The sequence below is a fragment of the Vagococcus acidifermentans genome (assembly GCF_003987655.1).
GTDB lineage: Bacteria > Bacillota > Bacilli > Lactobacillales > Vagococcaceae > Vagococcus_B > Vagococcus_B acidifermentans.
Window position 1 is genome coordinate 169033 of the sequence record NZ_NGKC01000001.1, and the last position, 18213, is coordinate 187245.

Annotated in this window: 19 protein-coding genes; 15 read left to right on the forward strand and 4 right to left on the reverse strand. The window is 46.5% G+C overall.

Annotation, left to right across the window (positions count from 1 at the left end; all coding sequences use genetic code 11):
• Positions 1-18: 18 nt before the first annotated feature.
• Both CBF27_RS00870 and CBF27_RS00875 read right to left on the reverse strand, forming a co-directional pair.
• Positions 19-375: a DUF488 domain-containing protein gene (locus CBF27_RS00870; RefSeq protein ID WP_126811435.1), complete on the reverse strand. Its 357-nt coding sequence runs from the start codon at positions 373-375 to the stop codon at positions 19-21.
• Between the two features lie 57 nt (positions 376-432).
• Entirely contained in the window at positions 433-1074 is a 642-nt protein-coding gene (locus tag CBF27_RS00875; protein ID WP_126811437.1) for an endonuclease III domain-containing protein, read from the reverse strand.
• 321 nt (positions 1075-1395) lie between these two features.
• Between CBF27_RS00875 and CBF27_RS00880 the strand changes: the two genes are divergently transcribed.
• From CBF27_RS00880 to CBF27_RS00930, 11 genes are all read left to right on the forward strand, one after another.
• Positions 1396-1641, forward strand: a complete 246-nt coding sequence (locus CBF27_RS00880) for a lipoyl domain-containing protein (RefSeq protein ID WP_170174957.1) — start codon at positions 1396-1398, stop codon at positions 1639-1641.
• Positions 1638-2489, forward strand: a complete 852-nt coding sequence (gene lipA / locus CBF27_RS00885) for a lipoyl synthase (RefSeq protein ID WP_126811441.1) — start codon at positions 1638-1640, stop codon at positions 2487-2489. The genes CBF27_RS00880 and lipA overlap by 4 nt, the downstream gene beginning before the upstream one ends.
• Positions 2486-3490, forward strand: coding sequence for a lipoate--protein ligase (gene lplA, locus CBF27_RS00890; RefSeq protein WP_126811443.1), 1005 nt, complete (start codon positions 2486-2488; stop codon positions 3488-3490). Before lipA ends, lplA begins: the two co-directional genes overlap by 4 nt.
• A gap of 99 nt (positions 3491-3589) precedes the next feature.
• On the forward strand, positions 3590-4624 hold the full coding sequence (queA, locus tag CBF27_RS00895) for a tRNA preQ1(34) S-adenosylmethionine ribosyltransferase-isomerase QueA (RefSeq protein WP_126811445.1): 1035 nt from the start codon (positions 3590-3592) through the stop codon (positions 4622-4624).
• A 476-nt stretch (positions 4625-5100) separates the two neighbouring features.
• Positions 5101-6246, forward strand: a complete 1146-nt coding sequence (gene tgt / locus CBF27_RS00900; RefSeq protein ID WP_126811447.1) for a tRNA guanosine(34) transglycosylase Tgt — start codon at positions 5101-5103, stop codon at positions 6244-6246.
• A 120-nt stretch (positions 6247-6366) separates the two neighbouring features.
• The gene (locus CBF27_RS00905; RefSeq protein WP_211334586.1) at positions 6367-6663 is read left to right on the forward strand and encodes a preprotein translocase subunit YajC; all 297 of its coding nucleotides are present in this window, start codon (positions 6367-6369) and stop codon (positions 6661-6663) included.
• A 69-nt stretch (positions 6664-6732) separates the two neighbouring features.
• Positions 6733-7008, forward strand: a complete 276-nt coding sequence (locus tag CBF27_RS00910) for a post-transcriptional regulator (protein WP_126811451.1) — start codon at positions 6733-6735, stop codon at positions 7006-7008.
• Between the two features lie 132 nt (positions 7009-7140).
• On the forward strand, positions 7141-9783 hold the full coding sequence (gene adhE / locus CBF27_RS00915; protein ID WP_126811453.1) for a bifunctional acetaldehyde-CoA/alcohol dehydrogenase: 2643 nt from the start codon (positions 7141-7143) through the stop codon (positions 9781-9783).
• 233 nt (positions 9784-10016) lie between these two features.
• On the forward strand, positions 10017-10880 hold the full coding sequence (mreC, locus tag CBF27_RS00920) for a rod shape-determining protein MreC (protein WP_126811455.1): 864 nt from the start codon (positions 10017-10019) through the stop codon (positions 10878-10880).
• Complete coding sequence (mreD, locus tag CBF27_RS00925) at positions 10880-11392, forward strand: rod shape-determining protein MreD (protein ID WP_170174958.1); 513 nt, start codon at positions 10880-10882, stop codon at positions 11390-11392. The genes mreC and mreD overlap by 1 nt, the downstream gene beginning before the upstream one ends.
• Positions 11393-11506: 114 nt before the next feature.
• The gene (locus CBF27_RS00930) at positions 11507-12799 is read left to right on the forward strand and encodes a C40 family peptidase (protein ID WP_126811459.1); all 1293 of its coding nucleotides are present in this window, start codon (positions 11507-11509) and stop codon (positions 12797-12799) included.
• A gap of 127 nt (positions 12800-12926) precedes the next feature.
• Here the strand turns inward: CBF27_RS00930 and CBF27_RS00935 are convergent, their stop codons facing one another.
• Positions 12927-13823 (reverse strand): helix-turn-helix domain-containing protein, encoded by an 897-nt coding sequence (locus CBF27_RS00935; RefSeq protein WP_126811461.1) that lies wholly within the window; start codon positions 13821-13823, stop codon positions 12927-12929.
• Between the two features lie 198 nt (positions 13824-14021).
• Here CBF27_RS00935 and CBF27_RS00940 point away from each other — a divergent pair, with 198 nt between their 5' ends.
• Positions 14022-14480, forward strand: a complete 459-nt coding sequence (locus CBF27_RS00940) for a hypothetical protein (RefSeq protein ID WP_126811463.1) — start codon at positions 14022-14024, stop codon at positions 14478-14480.
• Positions 14481-14606: 126 nt separating this feature from the next.
• Positions 14607-14792: a DUF6019 family protein gene (locus CBF27_RS00945; protein WP_126811465.1), complete on the forward strand. Its 186-nt coding sequence runs from the start codon at positions 14607-14609 to the stop codon at positions 14790-14792.
• Between the two features lie 133 nt (positions 14793-14925).
• On the opposite strand, the gene CBF27_RS00950 is transcribed toward CBF27_RS00945, so the two are convergent.
• Positions 14926-16743 (reverse strand): M3 family oligoendopeptidase, encoded by a 1818-nt coding sequence (locus tag CBF27_RS00950; RefSeq protein WP_126811467.1) that lies wholly within the window; start codon positions 16741-16743, stop codon positions 14926-14928.
• A 126-nt stretch (positions 16744-16869) separates the two neighbouring features.
• On the opposite strand from CBF27_RS00950, the gene CBF27_RS00955 reads away from it, so the two are divergent.
• Together CBF27_RS00955 and CBF27_RS00960 are read left to right on the forward strand one after the other, a co-directional pair.
• Complete coding sequence (locus tag CBF27_RS00955) at positions 16870-17385, forward strand: VanZ family protein (protein ID WP_126811469.1); 516 nt, start codon at positions 16870-16872, stop codon at positions 17383-17385.
• Between the two features lie 75 nt (positions 17386-17460).
• Complete coding sequence (locus tag CBF27_RS00960; RefSeq protein ID WP_126811471.1) at positions 17461-18186, forward strand: YebC/PmpR family DNA-binding transcriptional regulator; 726 nt, start codon at positions 17461-17463, stop codon at positions 18184-18186.
• Positions 18187-18213: the final 27 nt, after the last annotated feature.

An 18213-nucleotide genomic window follows, 5' to 3' on the forward strand; every position in this document is an offset into this window, starting at 1 on the left:
GCGGTCTTTTTGCTCTGTCTAATCTTCGATGACCTTTTTTAACACCTCAGCATGGTTTGCCGGCAGCAGTTTGGCAGCCGTTATCAGCGTGACCGGTTGTGTTTGAAGCTTGTCTAGGAGCGACTCCTTCCAAGCGGGAAAAGCGGGATTAGCGGCCAGCTCCTGCCGATATGCGGTGTCGAAATGTTGCCAATCAATCTGCTGTTGATGGAGCTTTTTTCTCAAAAAGGCTGACGGGGTGAATGGTTTGGCCCATTCATCCAAGGCCGCATCGGCTTTCGCTACCCCGCGCGGCCATAAGCGGTCGACCAGTACCCGGTAGCCGTCTGCCGGGTCACGCGGGTCGTAGATGCGTTTAATGTTAATTTTTTCCATAGTCAGCTTTCCCCTTTATTTAGGATGATAACGATGTCGTCCGCCTGAATTTTGGCATCAAAGCTGCAGCTTGGCGCCGTGTAAAAAAGAGGCTTGCCAGCTCCGGTCGTTTGTTAAATGCTGTTTGCCGAACACATCAATCAAACCGTGAAACTCCTGGGCATCAAGAACGGAAAAATTCTGCGGCAGACGTATCAGGTCTTTGACGGATTGATATGTATCAGCATGGGCTACACCTAAACGTGTCAAAAATTTCCGGGCATAATTGTCGGCGATAAAGACGGGATAGTCAAAGACATACAGCAGCAGGACATCGGCTGTTTCGTTCCCGATGCCGAACAAAGTCAGCAGCTCTGAACGCAGAGACGTCTGGTACGCTTGCCTGATGGCGGCCAAATCGAACGCATGCCGTTCCAGCCAGCGGAAAACGTCTGTGATTGCGCGGCTCTTGTTGCGGTAAAAACCGCTTGGGCGGATTGCCTCCTGCAATGTCTCAATAGACAAAGCAGAAACGGCCTCTGGGTCAAAACCCGTCAGCGTATCCAGACGCTGAAGCGACTGTGTCACGTTTTGCCAGTTTGTGTTTTGCACGAGGATGGCGCCCAGTATGATTTCCCATTTGCTGTCCGCCGGCCACCAGCCCTGCGGTCCCATTTCCCGCAGCATTTTATGAAATAACTGTTCAACGGTCAAATTCATCAGCGCTCTCTCCTTTATCCGGCTGCTTGCTGTTTCAATTATAACAAGTTTGCAGCTGTCTGTCCGCCCTTGCTTTCAGAAACAATATTGCGTTTGTTATCCAATGAGCGAAAACATCAGTTTTGTTTACCAGCCGGCAAGCGGACTAGTCTCATGGTATTTCAGGCAATTTTGGACAACAGCGTTTTTTGAGTCGAAAAATCCCGACCGCCTTTTTTTCAGCGCAAAACACGATTTGATAATCACAGCCATGCTTTCTGATGTAAAATTGTGATGTTAAAAAACCAACGGTAATAAAACAAGGCAGGAAGGATGAATGATATGAAACAGCAAGTGACCTATCCTCAACTAAGTCAAAAAAGCGACAAAGGGATGCTCGTTGCCTGGCACAAAGAAGTTGGTCAACCTGTTACCGCCGGCGAAGTGCTTTATGAAGTCGAAACAGAAAAAGCAGTTCATCAAATTGAAAGTCTGTATTCAGGCATCTTGGCGGAAGTATTGAAAGAAGAAGGCGAGGAACTAACCAACGGTGACATTCTCGCGCTGATTGAAGAGGTGGTATCATGAGAGAAAAGCCAGTCATCCGGTTCAATGAACAGAAAACCAGTGAAATGAAACAACTGATGAAAGACCTGACGCTGCATACCGTCTGCGCAGAGGCGACTTGTCCGAATTTAGGCGAGTGTTTCAGCAGCGGCACAGCCACGTTCATGATTTTAGGCAGCCACTGCTCGCGGAACTGCCGGTTTTGTGATGTGACGTTCGGCAACATGCAGCCCGTCAATCCCAAAGAACCGCAAAATCTGGCAGAAGCAGTGGAAAAACTGGGTTTGAACCATGTCGTCGTGACCAGCGTTGCCAGAGATGACTTGCCGGACGGCGGCGCCTCGCAGTTTGCCGAGACGATTCAGGCAATCCGGGCGAAAAACGCCGACACGACAGTGGAAGTGCTGATTCCCGATTTGATGGGAGATACGGAAGCGCTGGATGCGGTCATCGCCGCCAAGCCGGAAATCATCAATCATAATATCGAAACAGTGCGCCGTCTGTCTCCGTTTATCCGGCATCGGGCAACGTACGACCGGTCGCTGTCGGTACTGGCATATGTCAAAGAACAGGCGCCGGACATTTTTACCAAATCAGGTTTGATGCTCGGACTGGGCGAAACTGAAGAGGAAGTCTTGACCGCCATGGATGACTGTCTGGCAGCAGGCGTCGACTTTTTCACTATCGGTCAATACTTGCAGCCGTCCAAGAAGCATTTTCCGTTAAAAGAGTATGTTTCTTTGCGGCAATTCGGAAAATACCGCCGGGAAGGTATGAAGAAAGGCTTTAAATTTATTGCCAGCTCGCCTCAGGTGCGCAGTTCTTACAAAGCACTGGAGGCTTACCAAAAAGGAGTTATGCAGCCATGATTGTCATCGACACGCAGCAAACAGGCGCACCGTATCATTTTGCGCTGGAACAATATCTTTGCGAGCAAAAGCGTTTTGACGACACGGTGTTTTTTCTGTGGCAAACACCGCCGACGGTCATGCTGGGCAATTTCCAAAACAGTTTTCAGGAAGTGAATGCCGAAGCGGCAGCGGCCGACGGTGTTGCAGTGACCCGCCGGCTGACTGGCGGCGGCACGATTTATACAGACATGAACAGTTTCCAGTTCAGCTTCATCAAAAAAGGTGTCAGCGAGACCATTGATTTCAGCCGCTATTTAGACATCATCGTTGCTGCACTGGGGAAACTGGGTGTGACGGCTGTGTACAACAGCCGCAACGACTTGACCATTGAGGGCAGAAAAGTTTCAGGCAACGCCCAGAGTGCCCGTGCCGGCTATACATTGCATCACGGTTCCCTATTGTATCACGTGGACTTTTCCAAAATGACCCGCTACTTGACACCGCCGCCGTACAAGCTGGTATCAAAAGGCATCACGTCTGTCAGGGAGCGGACAGCGAACATCCGCGACTTTCTGCCTGAGAAACAATCGGCAGCTGACTTTTACCACACGCTGATGGACTTGATTATCGCAGAAAACGACGTGGCAACTTACCGTCTGACAGCAGACGACCAGCAGCAAGTCAAACAGCTGGCCGAAGAAAAATTTTGCAGCTGGGACTGGACGTACGGCAAAAATCCGCATTTCAACTTGCAGAAATTAAAAAAATGTCCGGGCGGCTGGCTGGACATTCAGCTGAGCGTGACCCGCGGCATGATTGAAGCGTGTCAGCTGTCCGGTGATTTTTTCGCCCTGCATGATGTCAGTCTGCTGCAGGACGCGTTAAAAGGCGTCCCCTTTGAGCAATCGGCAGTCGAAGCGGCACTGGCGCCTGAATTGTTTTCCCGTGCCGGCCTGTATCAGATAACTAAAAACGATGTCATCGACTGTCTGTTTTCAGCAGACGATCAGCCAGTTTAACCGGAAACAAATGAGAGACAACTCTCATTTGTTTTTATTTTTGGCGAAAAGTGCTAAAATACAGCAGTGGATATTTGAAAAGAAAGAGTGACAACAAAGATGACATTGACAACTTCAGATTTTGATTTCGATTTGCCGGAAGAGCTGATTGCACAGACGCCGCTTGCCGACCGGGCAGCATCCCGTCTGCTGGTATTGGACAAAGCAACCGGCAACATTGCCGATAAACAATTTAGCGACATTCTGGATGAACTCAATCCGGGAGATGCGTTAGTGATGAACGACACGCGGGTTCTGCCGGCTCGTTTGCATGGCGAAAAACCGGACACCGGCGGCCATCTGGAAGTACTGCTTTTGATGAACACGTCCGGCGACCGTTGGGAAACACTGATAAAACCTGCAAGAAGAGCAAAAGCCGGCACGCGCATTTCGTTCGGCGACGGCAGACTGCAAGCCGTCGTGGTCGAAGAATTGGCGCACGGCGGACGGATCATCGAATTTTCATACAGCGGTGTGTTTCTGGAAATACTGGAGTCGCTCGGCGAAATGCCTTTGCCGCCGTACATCAAAGAACGTCTGGCCGATCAGGAGCGCTACCAGACCGTTTATGCGAAGGAAAACGGTTCGGCTGCTGCACCGACAGCCGGCTTGCATTTTACAGAAGACTTGCTGACTGCCATTCAGGAGAAAGGGGTCAAGCTGGTGTATTTGACACTGCACGTCGGCTTGGGGACTTTCCGTCCGGTGAGCGTGGAAAACATTGACGAACACCAGATGCACAGCGAGTTTTACCGTCTGACTGAGGAAGCCGCCGCCATACTGAACGATGTCAAGGACCAAGGCGGCCGGATTATTGCTGTCGGGACGACTTCGATTCGCACACTGGAAACGATCGGGTCGAAATATGACGGCAAACTATGTGCCGACAGCGGCTGGACGGATATTTTTATTAAACCGGGCTATACATTTAAAGTAGTGGATGCTTTTTCCACAAACTTTCATCTGCCGATGTCCACATTGATCATGCTGGTCAGCGCCTTTGCCGGCAGAGAACAAGTCATGGCGGCGTACGAGCATGCGGTGGCGGAAAGATACCGGTTCTTCAGCTTCGGCGATGCAATGTTCGTGAAATAAAAAAAGAAAGCCAAGTTTCTCGACGGACTTGGCTTTCCTGGTTTGCGGAAGGCTCAGGTGCTATTAGTAGAACAGTGTCAATCGGCTACATGCAAAGTCTGTGAATTTCTTAAAACAAAATACGTCATTTCCAAAGGCATCAATTTATGTTGCTACTTACCAGTTTTCCAACTCATTAACAGCATGTCTCACTTATCCGAATCTTACATACAAAGGTGCTAAACAAGCTTTACATGTGTCCTCACAGTGAAATTGATGGTTGAATACATATGTTGTGCTACTCGAGAAATGTCACGCTAACAGAACCTGAGTTGTTCCTTCCTTCCAACTAGAGTATACCACCTCGTTGAGAGCGTTTGCAAAAGAAGTGCTCCGAGTGCTGCAAGTAGAAAAAAACGGCACACCGTGCTTGCTTTTTTTCCAATGTGTCGGTTATTATAGTAAGGATGCAAAAGTATTAGAAAGTAGGAATCATGATGACAGAACCTGCAATTCGTTATCGTTTGATAAAAAAAGAAAAACACACAGGTGCTCGTCTGGGTGAAATCATCACCCCGCACGGCACGTTCCCGACACCGATGTTCATGCCTGTCGGTACACTGGCTACCGTCAAGACCATGTCCCCCGAAGAGTTGAAAGAGATGGGTGCCGGCATCATCCTCAGCAACACTTATCATTTGTGGCTGCGTCCTGGGGAAGACATCGTGCAGGAAGCCGGCGGACTTCATAAGTTCATGAATTGGAACCAAGGCATTCTGACCGACTCAGGCGGCTTTCAAGTGTGGTCGCTCAGCGACATGCGCAATATCTCGGAAGAGGGTGTCCGCTTTAAAAACCATTTGAACGGCTCGGAAATGTTCCTTTCGCCGGAGAAGGCAATACACATTCAAAATGCGCTGGGCTCGGATATTATGATGAGCTTCGACGAATGCGCTCCTTTTTACGAAAGCCATGACTATGTCAAAAAATCCATCGAACGCACGTCGCGCTGGGCAGAACGCGGTTTGAAAGCCCACCAGCGGCCGGAAGACCAAGGACTGTTCGGTATCATTCAAGGGGCAGGTTACAAAGATTTGCGGAAACAAAGCGCGCAAGAACTGGTTGCGATGGATTTCCCGGGCTACTCCATCGGCGGCCTGTCTGTCGGCGAAACCAAAGAAGAAATGAACGAGGTGCTGGAATATGTCACGCCGTTCATCCCTGACCATAAGCCGCGCTACCTGATGGGTGTCGGCACAGCCGATTCGCTGATTGACGGCGCGATTCGCGGTGTCGATATGTTCGACTGTGTCCTGCCGACCCGGATTGCCCGCAATGGTACCTGTATGACCAGCAAAGGCCGTCTCGTAGTGAAAAATGCGCAGTATGCACGCGATTTCCGCCCGCTTGATGAGAAGTGCGATTGCTATACGTGCCGCAATTACACGCGCGCCTACATCCGCCACCTGATTAAAGCAGATGAAACCTTTGGCCTGCGTTTGACCAGCTATCACAACTTGTACTTCCTGTTGGATGTGATGCGCCAAGTACGTCAGGCAATTATGGATGATAATTTACTTGAATTTAGAGAAGCTTTTTTTGAAGAGTACGGGTTCAACAAGAAAAATGCGAAAAATTTCTAAAAAAAAGATAAATAAACTAGTGAAATTGCTGGAAGTTTGATACAGTTAACAATGACATATAGAGAAGGAGAGTGTTATTAAGTGGAAGCATTTATATTACCGTTGATTCTTATCGGCGGAATGATGTTTTTTATGACTCGTTCACAAAAAAAGCAGCAGCAGCAGCGCGAGGATTTGCTGAATAGTATGGAGATCGGCAGTGAAGTGGTGACGATTGGCGGACTGCACGGGGTTCTGCATGAAATTTTAACAGAAAAAGGCACAGTCGTCTTGGACTGTGAAGGTATTTTCCTGGAGTATGACAGAAGTGCGATTCGTACAGTAAAGGCGCCTCAAGCACCGCAGGAAGTCGAAGAAGACACGGTTCAACTTGATGAACAGCAAGAAGAAACAGCATCAGGGAACGAAGAGGAATAAGTTAAGGAAAGAAGAAAATCGGCTGGTTTTCTTCTTTCGTGTCACTGGAAGAAAAGAGCTGGATGGTTGATGAGGGAAAATAAACTGACTTGGAAGGAGCGGTTCGTGCTGCGCCGGGATGTTCAGCGGAAAAAAAGAGCGCTGGACAGCAGCGGGTATCACTATATCACTGAGGAAGACATCTACGACTACTTGCTGCATTACCGCTGGAAATCAGGGAAGCCGGCAACGCTTAAAGTCATGAAAGACGACATCAGGCAGTTTACTGCGAACGATTTTTTTGATTACCAGCAAATCAAGGCGATGACCGCCGTAACAATTGAAGATATCAGCGAATTATTTTAAAGAAGATGTGACAGTCTTCTTTTTTTTGGAAAAAACGTGAAAATTATCACAAAAGGTATTTACAAATGCGGAAAAAAGGTGTATGATAATTTTGTGAAATAGATAACAGACTATTCAGGAGGAGAATAAAATATGGCCAAACGTACTGACGTGAAAGAAAAAGATGTCCAAGTAGTCACTATTGTGAAAGAAGGCACAAAGGAAGAGCCGATCAATGTGCCGGCGATGATTGATGAGCTGGCTGATAAAGCACAGGCTGCTTACAAAGCAATGGCGGACTTTACTCAGGAAGAGGTAGACCACATTGTCCATGAGATGGCAATGGCAGCTCTTGAAGTCCACATGCCGTTGGCTAAAATGGCTGTCGAAGAGACCGGCCGCGGGGTGTATGAAGACAAATGTATCAAGAACTTGTACGCCTCAGAATATATCTGGCACAGCATCAAGAAAGACAAAACAGTCGGCATTATTGATGAGGACGAGCAAAAAGGTCTGATGACGGTTGCTGATCCGGTGGGACCGATTTGCGGTGTGACACCGACGACCAACCCGACATCTACGACTATTTTTAAAGCATTGATTGCATTGAAAACTAGAAACCCGATTGTTTTTGCGTTCCACCCGAGTGCGCAGAAATCTTCTGCCGAAGCGGCACGTGTCGTGCGCGACGCAGCTATCAAAGCAGGCGCACCGGAAAACTGTATCCAATGGATTGAACACCCGTCGCTTGATGCCACCAGCGGCTTGATGAATCATCCGAAAATTGCCATCGTGCTGGCTACCGGCGGTGCGGGTATGGTTAAATCGGCATATTCTACCGGCAAACCGGCTTTGGGTGTCGGACCGGGGAACACACCGGCATATATTGAAAAAACAGCTAAAATCAAACGTGCCGTTAACGACCTGATTGTGTCAAAATCGTTTGACAACGGAATGATTTGTGCTTCCGAGCAGGCAGTCATTGTTGACGCTGAAGTATATGATGAAGTCAAAGCTGAATTTGCTGCACACCAAGTGTACATTGCCAAGCCTTCTGAAATCAGCAAGCTGGAAAAAGCCGTTCTGAATGAAACGAAGACAGCCGTCAATGCCAAAATCGTCGGCATGTCTGCAGAATTTATTGCAAAAGAAGCAGGCATCACTGTACCGGAAGGCACGAAAATCATTATTGCAGAAATCGGCGGTGCCGGGGCAGACTACCCGCTGTCACGCGAAAAACTGTCGCCGGTCCTGGCTATGATGAAAGCTGAAAACCACGAGCATGGCATGCAGCTTTGCGACGACATGCTTGAGCTTGGCGGTTTGGGACACACGGCAGTGATTCATACGGAAGATGAAAACATGCAAAAAGAATTCGGATTGCGGATGAAAGCATGCCGTATCCTGATTAATACACCAGCTGCCGAGGGCGGTATCGGAAATATCTACAATGAAATGATTCCGTCTCTGACACTGGGCTGCGGTTCTCACGGAAAGAACTCGGTGTCCACTAACGTGACATCTATCAACCTGATTAATACGAAAACAGTTGCCAAGAGGAGAAATAATATGCAGTGGTTCAAGTTGCCTCCTAAAGTTTATTTCGAAAAAAATTCCCTGCAGTATCTGACTGTGATGGAGAATATTGAGCGTGTCTTCCTAGTTTGCGACCCGGGCATGGTGGAATTCGGTTATGCTGACCTGGTGAAAAATGAACTGCGCAAGCGTCAGAACGAAGTGCAAATCGAAATGTTCTGGAACGTTGAACCAAACCCGTCAACGGATACGGTTTACGCTGGTTACGAAGCGATGATGGAATTCAAACCGGACACAGTGATTGCGCTGGGCGGCGGGTCTGCAATGGACGCAGCCAAAGGTATGTGGATGTTCTACGAGCACCCGACCACAAACTTCTTCGGCGCGAAACAAAAATTCTTGGATATCCGTAAACGGACATACAAGATTTCCAAACCGGAAAAAACCCAGTTTGTCTGTATCCCGACAACTTCCGGTACTGGTTCAGAGGTAACACCGTTTGCCGTTATTACTGACAGCGAGACACACGTGAAATATCCGTTGGCAGATTACGCTTTGACACCTGACGTGGCGATTATCGATGTACAATTCGTCATGACGGTACCTAAGTCGGTAACGGCTGATACTGGGATGGACGTCTTGACTCACGCAATCGAAGCTTACGTGTCAGTCATGGCTAACGACTATACCCGCGGCTTGAGCCTGCAGGCGATCAAGCTGGTCTTTGAAAATCTGGAAGCATCATGCTACCATCCGAATGAAGAAAATCGCGAAAGAATGCACAATGCGTCAACGCTGGGCGGTATGGCATTTGCGAATGCCTTCCTAGGAGTTTGTCACTCCATCGCCCACAAAATCGGCGGTGAGTACAACATCCCTCACGGACGGACTAACGCAATCCTGCTGCCGCACGTTATCCGTTACAATGCGAAGGATCCATCGAAACATGCGATGTTCCCTAAATATGATTTCTTCCGTGCCGATAAAGACTATGCTGACATTGCCCGCTTCCTCGGCCTGAAAGGCGAGACTACAGAAGAACTGGTTGAAGCACTGGCAACAGCTGTGGCGGATTTGGCTAAGAAATGCGGCATTGACATGAGTCTGAAAGGTCAAGGTGTGACGCAAGAGACTATCGACAGCACATCTTACCGGATGGCTGAGCTGGCTTATGAAGACCAGTGTACAACAGCGAATCCGAAACAACCGCTGATCAGCGAACTGCAGCAAATTATCAAAGACGCCTATGTTGGTGTTTAATTGATTAACTGTTCCCTGCTCCCCTGCCTATCTTTCAGGCGGGGGAGCTTTTTTTGAGAAAACAGGAAACCTTTGGTTATTTTTCACAGAAACATCTATTTTTCCCCTTAGACTGCTGTTAACTAGTCTTTATTTTTTTGTAAAGCTCTGAACTGTGTGTGGCTAATCAATCTGAAAAATGATAGAATAAGGGGTATGTATTTTGAGAGAAGAACCATTTTTGAGGTGGAAAAGTGAAGAAATTTAATTCAAGCAAAAACATTATCATTGCGTTGTCGATCCTGATTGTTGTGGTCCTGATAGTTACCTTTACGACAGCTCAGAGGAATGAAAAAAAGCAAAGTTTACCGGGTCAGTCGACCGTGAATAATATTGTTGCGTCGATTGACAATGCCCTCTTTTCACCGCTCCGCGGCATTGAAAATGGTGTGAAATCAATCAACAATTTGTTCAGTACGTATACTGAAAACGACCGGCTGAAAAAAAGAATTGATGAAAATGCCGCCCTCCACAGCGAGCTGCAGACATATAAAAAAGAAAACGACGAGTTGAAAAAGCAATTGGAAATCAATGATACGCTGTCTAATTTTGACCGGGTATCGGCCAATGTCATCAACCGTTCGCCGGATAACTGGCAGGACATCATCGTCATCGACAAAGGGGAGTCTGACGGAGTGGCAGTCAACATGCCGGTTATGGGCAGCAAAGGTCTGGTCGGGCGTGTCTTGATTGTAGAGAGTGATACTGCTAAAGTCGAACTGCTGACGACTGCCAACGAAAACACCAATCATTTTCCTGTCATGCTGGAGACAGAGTCCGGCGATGCCGTTTACGGGTTGATTACAGGCTATGACACCAAAAAAGGCGCACTCATCGTCTCGCAGCTGACTAAAACAGACGGGCTGAAAGAAAAAGGCGATGTCGCCACCTCCGGGCTGGGCAATAATTCTCCTAAGGGCTTGTATATCGGTGAAATAATGGAAGTCAACGTCAATAAAGATGTCATTGATTCGGAAGTGCTGGTCAAACCGGTGTCCAACATGTACGACATCTCCTTTGTGACAGTGATTCAGCGATTGGCGGGGAGCGGGTCATGATGACAAAACGACAAGTAATCAATTTTCTGCTGCCGCCGGTTCTGTTTCTGTTAATGCTTTTGGACGGCCATGTCAGCAGCATCTTCCGCAGCTGGACCGGGTCGTCTTTGATGATGTTCAGCAATCTGCTGTTGCTGCTGATTATGTTTGCCACGTTTCAGGTGAATAAAACGTACCTGGTTATTTTGACCCTTGTCATCGGCGTGCTGGCAGACTCTTATTATTACAATATTATCGGGGTTTATGCGCTGCTGCTGCCGCTGCTTGTGCTGGTCATTTACGGGACATTTGAACATGTCATCCCGACAACGTTCACGATTATTTTAAGCTTTATTGTATTTTTGACATTGTTTGAAGTCGGCAATGCAGCCATGCAGATGATTTTTCAGCTGACGCAAGTCAACATGCTGAGTTTTCTGACTAAAGTGCTGGGCCCGACGCTCTCTGTCAATATTATTTTTGTCTGTTGTTTCGTCTGGCCGCTGAAGAAAGTGTTCAACATAAAAAAGTAATGAAATAAGTTTGTAACATTCTTTTTATTATTCTGACATGAGAGTGTGTTACAATGCTTTTATCGTGAATTAATCGCAAAAGATAATAACGCTATATATTCGGAGGAAAAACTAGTGAAGAAGAAACTTATTTCTACTTTATTGATAAGCAGTATGCTACTGACTGTATCAACAGCACCAACGGTAGTTTTAGCGGATGAATTTGATAATAAAATTGAGCAGCAAGATAAAAAAATCAACGATTTGAACGCAAAAGCACAGAGCGCTTCTGCTCAACTGGCAGCTATCCAAAGCAACATTGCCAGCATCAAAGAAGAAGCAGCCGCATTACAGTCGGAGCAAGACAGCTTAAACAAAGAAGTCAACAAACTTCAGACGGAAATCAAAGCCCTGGAAGAGCGGATTGCTAAAAGAGAAGAAGCTATTCAGGAACAGGCTCGTTCAGTTCAAGTAGATGCACACAGTTCGAACATGGTCGATCTGGTTTTGGATGCCGAATCAGTTACTGATGCTGTATCGAAAGTGATGGCTGCAACAAAATTAGTGAATGCCAACAATGACTTGATGAAACAGCAGCAGGAAGACAAAGCTGATGTTGAAGCGAAAAAAGCGTCAACAGAAGATAAAGTTGCTGAAATTCAGAAAAACGCCGTTGTGTTGGAAAACAAAAAAGGCGAGCTGCAAAATCAGGAATTGTCTCAAACAGCAGTGGTCAGTGCCATTGCTGCTGAAAAAGAAACAGAGCAAAGCAAGAAAGACCAACTGCTAGCTGAAAAAGCGGAAGCTGAAAGACAGCAGGAAGAGATTCGCTTGGCGAATGAACGTGCTGCTGCGGCAGCCGCTGCGGAAGCAGAAGCTCAAAAAGAGACTGAAACAAGCACAGAACCATCAGTTGACAACAACAATAATGCTGGTACAGGCACGACTGAACAAAGTACAACAAATCCAGGAAATAACGGCGGCGGCACAACAAATACCGGTAACACCGGTAACGGCGGCACAACAACGCCGACACCTCAGCCGGAGGAGCCAAAAAAACCAATCCCAACACCACCACCATCAGCTGGCGGCATTGTTGGGACTGCGATGCAGTATCAAGGTGTTCCTTATGTCTGGGGCGGTACTTCACCTAGCGGATTTGACTGCTCAGGGTTTGTCCAGTATGTATTTGCTCAAAACGGTATCAGCCTGCCACGTGTCACAACGAGTCAGGAATACGCAGGCACTATGATCAGCCTCAGCGAATTGCAAGCGGGCGATTTGGTGTTCTTCGGACCAAGAGGCAGCACACATCACGTTGGTATTTATATCGGCGGCGGCTCTTACATCCATGCACCGACAACAGGCGACGTGGTTAAAGTTCAAAGCATGTCCGGCTATATGCCAAGCTTTGGTGTACGTATTTAAGGTTAATGAAATAAAGACTGTGGCACGACTTGAGAGCTGACAGTCCAATGATAACTAGAAACATCCTGTCAAAATCTATTTTACGGATTTTGACAGGATGTTTTGCTGTTTGTTTGAGATAGAGCCGTCAGCTGTTAATGTTCTGTTCAGCTAAAGGACTGTCCATATAAACCCTTAAGTAAAACTGATGAAGACCGTTTGCATAGCCGTGATAATGAACGGTTTGATTAAAGAAACGGAAGATGCTTTCACAAGTGTCTTTGCCGGCAGGGTCACCGGCATGAACTTGCAGCAGACCGCGCAAATAAGCTGCGAATACATTGAAACTCAAGTATTGTAAAATAGGCTGGATTTCGTCTTCATGTTCATACTTTTTTAATAAGGCATCAGCAGCATCATAGTCGTTCCGTTTAATCAACCGCTGGCAGACTTGTAAATAAAAGTCAACGAAATAATGGAAGGTGGAGCGGCTTTTGATTTTTCGCCGGAATGATTGTTCGGCTAACACAATCAAGGTTTCATTACTGTAAAGAAAGTTGGAATAACTTGCGAGGAAAAATTCATATTTGCCCCACGTTTCGCAATTCAATAAATAGCTTTCCAGTTCTTTTGTCTCAGGTTTATAGGTGTCGTCAAGGAAAAATTCATTGTACATACTTTGAACAACAAACGAAAAATAAAGATAGCATTTATTTTTTGTGCGCAAATAACTGTCATCCAACGACTCAATCAAGTGTCTAAATTTAAAGGTATTTTTCTCAAATAAATAATGGTCCAGTTTGCGTTCGAGCATTTCAATAGTCTTATCGACAGTATCCCCCTCATATTCAAACATGAATTCTTCAAAGCTGACATTAATCCGGTTCAACAACTCATAAAAATTAGTCAACTTGATGTCGCTTTCGCCTTTTTCAAAGCGGCGGAGAAATTGAACAGAGACAATACCTTCTGCTGTTTCTTTTAAAGTAACTCCTTTTTTTATGCGCAAAGACGAGAAAACCTCGCCGAATGTTCTTAATTCCATGTATATAATATCCTTTTTTTAGAATAGTATATCATAAATGGAAACTTCAGTTTCCTTTTATCTCGAAAATGAGGAAATGATTTAAACTGGAGAATCAAAAAGAACAGATAGGTTCAGTTATTCCGCAACCTGCTGTGAACCGTTTATCCTATAGTTAGTGGCTGCTAACTGACTGATCATAACTAGGAGGAAATAATTATGGCAAAAGAAGAAAAAGTTGAACTGACAATGAAGCAACTGGGGTTTGAACCAAAAGAGGGACGGGCGATTGTGGTGAAATATCAAAGTGAAAACTTAAGCGGCAAAATCGCCAATTTTTTCAGCAATAAATTTTATGTTTTGCAAATTTGCGAGAATGAGCTTGTGCTAGCTCCGTTTACAAATAGTGTCACAATCGACATTGAAAAAGACGAAGTACTTGTTTTACCGCTATCAGAAATCGAACGGGTCTCAATTAAGGAGTCTGCTCTCAACTATGTCATTGATATTGAAACAGCCGACAGCTCGTTGTTATTGACTGTACAGCAAAAAGAATTGAGTGATTGGCGGATGAGCGGCTACTATGCAGGTATTGCTACTTCGGTGTTCAAAATGGAAAACTGGCATGCGGCAAATCTGGATGAGACATTAAACGAATTAAGAGAAATCAAAAAATAATATAAGACAGATCTTTGTCAAATAGAACTGGTGAGTAAAAATCTGTGTAGAGTTAAGGATGAGTGACAGCTTTTGTTTACTACTTCTTTTATGAGAGGTTAAGCTGGTAACAGAGGAGGGATAAAAATGGTTTGGCAAGAACTAGGTATTAGCGGTATCACTGGTTTAGTCGTTTTAACGGCTCTTTATTTTGTGATTAAAGCTTCCGTTAAAAATGGGATTTTAAGCGCGTATCAAAGAATCACTAAAAAACAACTTGAGCCTGAATTTAATTGGGATGAACTAAAAAAGGAAAATCAAGAGAACGGTTAAAGGTTCGGATTCAATCCTGAGTCATAGCATATAGTGGTCATTACTGTGTTTGTTTAATACAAAAAATGGGACCGAAGAATCAACATTTGATTTTTCAGTCCCATTAATTATAGAGCTTTTTTATCAGACGTTCCTAATTATTGACATAACTTTCTGTCAGTTTCAGGAACTCATTGACATCATCAACGATAATATCGATAGCAGACTGCCAAAAATCAGGCTGGTTCAACTCGACGCCAAGATGTTTCCTTGCCAAATCTTCAGTCGTCATTGATGCGGTATCGCGTAAAAGGGCGATGTAGTCATCTTCGAAGCTGCTGCCTTTTTCTTTTGCGTGTGCATAGATGCCCATGCTGAACAGGTAGCCGAAGGTGTAAGGGAAATTGTAAAACGGCACTGAATCAAAGTAGAAGTGCAGCTTGGCAGCCCAGAAATGCGGATGGTAGCTGCCTAAAGCATCTTGATAGGCTTCTTTTTGTGCAGCAACCATTAGCTCAGTGATTTCTTCATCCGTCAATACGCGTTCTTTTCTTTGGATATGGTAATTGTTCTCAAAAATGAAACGGGTATGGATGTTCATGAACATGGCAATCGCATTCTGAATTTTGACGTCCAGCAAATTGATTTTCTCCTCGACTGACTGGGCTTGGTTCAAGGTTGCATCCGCTACAATCAGCTCGGCGAAGGTGCTGGCTGTTTCCGCCACATTCATGGCATAGTCCTGGCTCATGTACGGCAAATCCCACATGACATGGGAGTGGTAGGCGTGTCCCAGCTCGTGTGCCAGTGTGGCGACTTCGTTTATTGATTCGCCGTAAGTCATGAAGATGCGCGACTCCTGACTTTCAGGCAGACTGGTGCAATAGCCGCCGGGCCGTTTGCCGGGGCGGTCTTCTGCTTCAATCCAGCTTTTTTCAAATGCCATCCGGGCAAAATCGGCCATTTTCGGACTGAAGCGGTTGAAATGCGTGATGATAAATTCAGCCGCTTCGTCAAAGGTGAAGCGTTTTTCATTCAGCTCGCCCAGAATGACCGGAGCATCCTGGTCCTGCCAGTCCATTTTTTCTTTGCCGAACAAATTGGCTTTGCGGGTCAGAAAGTCGGCGAACGGCGTTTTATTTTGGCTGATGGTCGCCCACATCTGCTCGAGTGTGTCTGCCTGCATGCGGTTATACTCCAACGGTATCGTTAAATGGTTGTCGATTTTGTGCAGCTGGTTGGCAGTCAGGCGGAACCCGTCCAGATGGTTGAGTGTATCTGCGAAGATGGCTGCCATCTCGCCCCACGCTTTTTCCCATTTGTCAAATAACGCTTGCCGGACTGCCGCATCTTTGTCGCTCATCATTTTATTGAAGGCTTGTCCGGCTGAAAGCATGATTTCTTTGCCGTCCTGTTCATAGGGAATCTGAATACCGGCAACGATTGTGTCGTAGTGGGTGCTCCACGCTGTAAAGCCGTCCAGCGACAGTTTGTTGATGATGGCTTCTTCCTGTTCGCTCAGCAGCCGGCTGCCGTCGCGGCGCAACTCTGCCAGATTAAAGGCGACGCCCTGGGCTGCCAGCAAATCGGTCTGATTCAGCTGCTGCCAGTGGTCTTCTGACAATTCTGTGAGTTTTTTCGTCATAATCATTTTTGAATTGTCAAAGTCCGTCAGTCTGCTGTACAGTGAGGCCAACAATGTATTGGCTTTTTTATTTGTCGTGTCAGCCGACTGGATGGCTGTGACAAAGCTGATGGTCTGGCTGAAGCCGTTGCCTGTGAGGGCCAGCTCGTTCATAATGTCGGCAAAGGCGGTAAATCGAGGGGCATCCTGCTCCGGCTGCCAGTCTGTCACGCGTTTTGTAAAAGTTTCCAGCTGAGCATCCAACAGCGCAATCCGCTCTTTCAGCGCGTCTGATTCGATGCCGCCGGCAAATAATGAATCCAAATCCCAAACTTGAGAATAAGTCATAAATGGCACTTCCTTTCATACGGTTACTTTTTATTATATCTTTCTTACTTTTGAAAAGAAAGCTGCGGATTGAAAATTTGTCCAAAATTAGGTAGCATAAAGAGTGTCGAAAAAAGGAGTCGTGTCATGCATACAAAACATATAAAAAACGGCAATGTCTATCTCGGCGTTGCAATCGTTATGATGATTATTTTATTTATCAGTTCGTCGCAAACGTATGAGAAGCAGTCGCAAATTGCTTTGCTGGAAAAAATATTGAAGAATCAGCCGTTTAAAGACGCGCTGAGCGGGATTTCCTTCACGTACGGGGGAAGCGAGGTCAGCATCGAAGCCAGCGGCTATTTTAAATTTGTGGAATTTTTTATCCGCAAAGGGGCGCACTTTTTCACGTACTTTATTTTGGGCGGGAGCTTTTATTTAGGCTTGTTCCCGCGGATAAAGAGTATTTGGCTGACCGGGCTGGTGTCATGGCTCGCTGCAACCGGCTATGCGGGACTGGACGAATTCCACCAGATGGTCACCGGCGGCCGGACACCGCTCTTTCAAGATGTGATGCTCGACAGTATCGGTGCGCTGACAGCTTGCGTCATCGCGATGGTGTTTGTTGCGTTCAGCGGGAGGAAAAAGCGGCGGAAACGGTAGGCAGCTGGTTTTTGATTCTATGGCACAAGTTTGGTATGATGACAATGACAAGTGTATTGAGAAAGAGGTGTTATCATGGCAGGACATTCTAAGTGGAAGAATATTCAAGGCAGAAAAAATGCTCAGGATGCCAAGCGCGGAAAGATATTTCAAAAGCTGTCCCGGGAAATTTACATGGCGGCTAAAACAGGTGGTCCTGACCCGGATACTAATGCCAGTCTGCGGCTGGCCGTGGATAAAGCTAAATCGGCCAACATGCCGAACGACAACGTTCAGCGGGCTATCAAGAAGGCAACGGCTTCCGGCGACGGCGAAAACTATGATGAAGTGGTTTATGAAGGGTACGGTCCCGGCGGTGTCGCCGTTCTGGTGCACGCATTAACAGATAACCGCAACCGCACAGCGACGAACGTCAGAGTGGCATTTCAGAAAAACGGCGGTTCCTTAGGCGAGACTGGTTCAGTGAGCTACATGTTCGACCGCAAAGGCTACATTGCGATTGCGCGTGAAGGCTTAGCAGTTGATGAGGATACCATGCTGATGAGCGTCTTGGAAGCAGGCGGCGAAAATCTGGAAACGTCTGATGAAGTGTTTGAAATTTATACCGACCCGCAAGACTTTGCAGCAGTCCGGGATTATTTGCAGGAAGAAGGCTATGTCCTTGACCAGGCAGAACTGACGATGGTGCCGCAGACGCTTGTGGCAGTGGACGGCAGTCAGACCGAAAAAATCGAGAAAATGATTGATATGCTGGAAGACGATGATGATGTGTCAGAGGTGTTCACATCTGCTGATTTATAAAAATGTGACGAACAGACTCAGGTTTGA

Excerpts from the sequence above, each read along its gene's own strand:
- CBF27_RS00870 (WP_126811435.1), bottom strand. The coding sequence starts at position 375 with ATGGAAAAAATTAACATTAAACGCATCTACGACCCGCGTGACCCGGCA.
- CBF27_RS00875 (WP_126811437.1), bottom strand. The coding sequence starts at position 1,074 with ATGAATTTGACCGTTGAACAGTTATTTCATAAAATGCTGCGGGAAATG.
- CBF27_RS00880 (WP_170174957.1), top strand. The coding sequence starts at position 1,396 with ATGAAACAGCAAGTGACCTATCCTCAACTAAGTCAAAAAAGCGACAAA.
- lipA (WP_126811441.1), top strand. The coding sequence starts at position 1,638 with ATGAGAGAAAAGCCAGTCATCCGGTTCAATGAACAGAAAACCAGTGAA.
- lplA (WP_126811443.1), top strand. The coding sequence starts at position 2,486 with ATGATTGTCATCGACACGCAGCAAACAGGCGCACCGTATCATTTTGCG.
- queA (WP_126811445.1), top strand. The coding sequence starts at position 3,590 with ATGACATTGACAACTTCAGATTTTGATTTCGATTTGCCGGAAGAGCTG.
- tgt (WP_126811447.1), top strand. The coding sequence starts at position 5,101 with ATGACAGAACCTGCAATTCGTTATCGTTTGATAAAAAAAGAAAAACAC.
- CBF27_RS00905 (WP_211334586.1), top strand. The coding sequence starts at position 6,367 with ATGATGTTTTTTATGACTCGTTCACAAAAAAAGCAGCAGCAGCAGCGC.
- CBF27_RS00910 (WP_126811451.1), top strand. The coding sequence starts at position 6,733 with ATGAGGGAAAATAAACTGACTTGGAAGGAGCGGTTCGTGCTGCGCCGG.
- adhE (WP_126811453.1), top strand. The coding sequence starts at position 7,141 with ATGGCCAAACGTACTGACGTGAAAGAAAAAGATGTCCAAGTAGTCACT.
- mreD (WP_170174958.1), top strand. The coding sequence starts at position 10,880 with ATGACAAAACGACAAGTAATCAATTTTCTGCTGCCGCCGGTTCTGTTT.
- CBF27_RS00935 (WP_126811461.1), bottom strand. The coding sequence starts at position 13,823 with ATGGAATTAAGAACATTCGGCGAGGTTTTCTCGTCTTTGCGCATAAAA.
- CBF27_RS00940 (WP_126811463.1), top strand. The coding sequence starts at position 14,022 with ATGGCAAAAGAAGAAAAAGTTGAACTGACAATGAAGCAACTGGGGTTT.
- CBF27_RS00945 (WP_126811465.1), top strand. The coding sequence starts at position 14,607 with ATGGTTTGGCAAGAACTAGGTATTAGCGGTATCACTGGTTTAGTCGTT.
- CBF27_RS00950 (WP_126811467.1), bottom strand. The coding sequence starts at position 16,743 with ATGACTTATTCTCAAGTTTGGGATTTGGATTCATTATTTGCCGGCGGC.
- CBF27_RS00955 (WP_126811469.1), top strand. The coding sequence starts at position 16,870 with ATGCATACAAAACATATAAAAAACGGCAATGTCTATCTCGGCGTTGCA.
- CBF27_RS00960 (WP_126811471.1), top strand. The coding sequence starts at position 17,461 with ATGGCAGGACATTCTAAGTGGAAGAATATTCAAGGCAGAAAAAATGCT.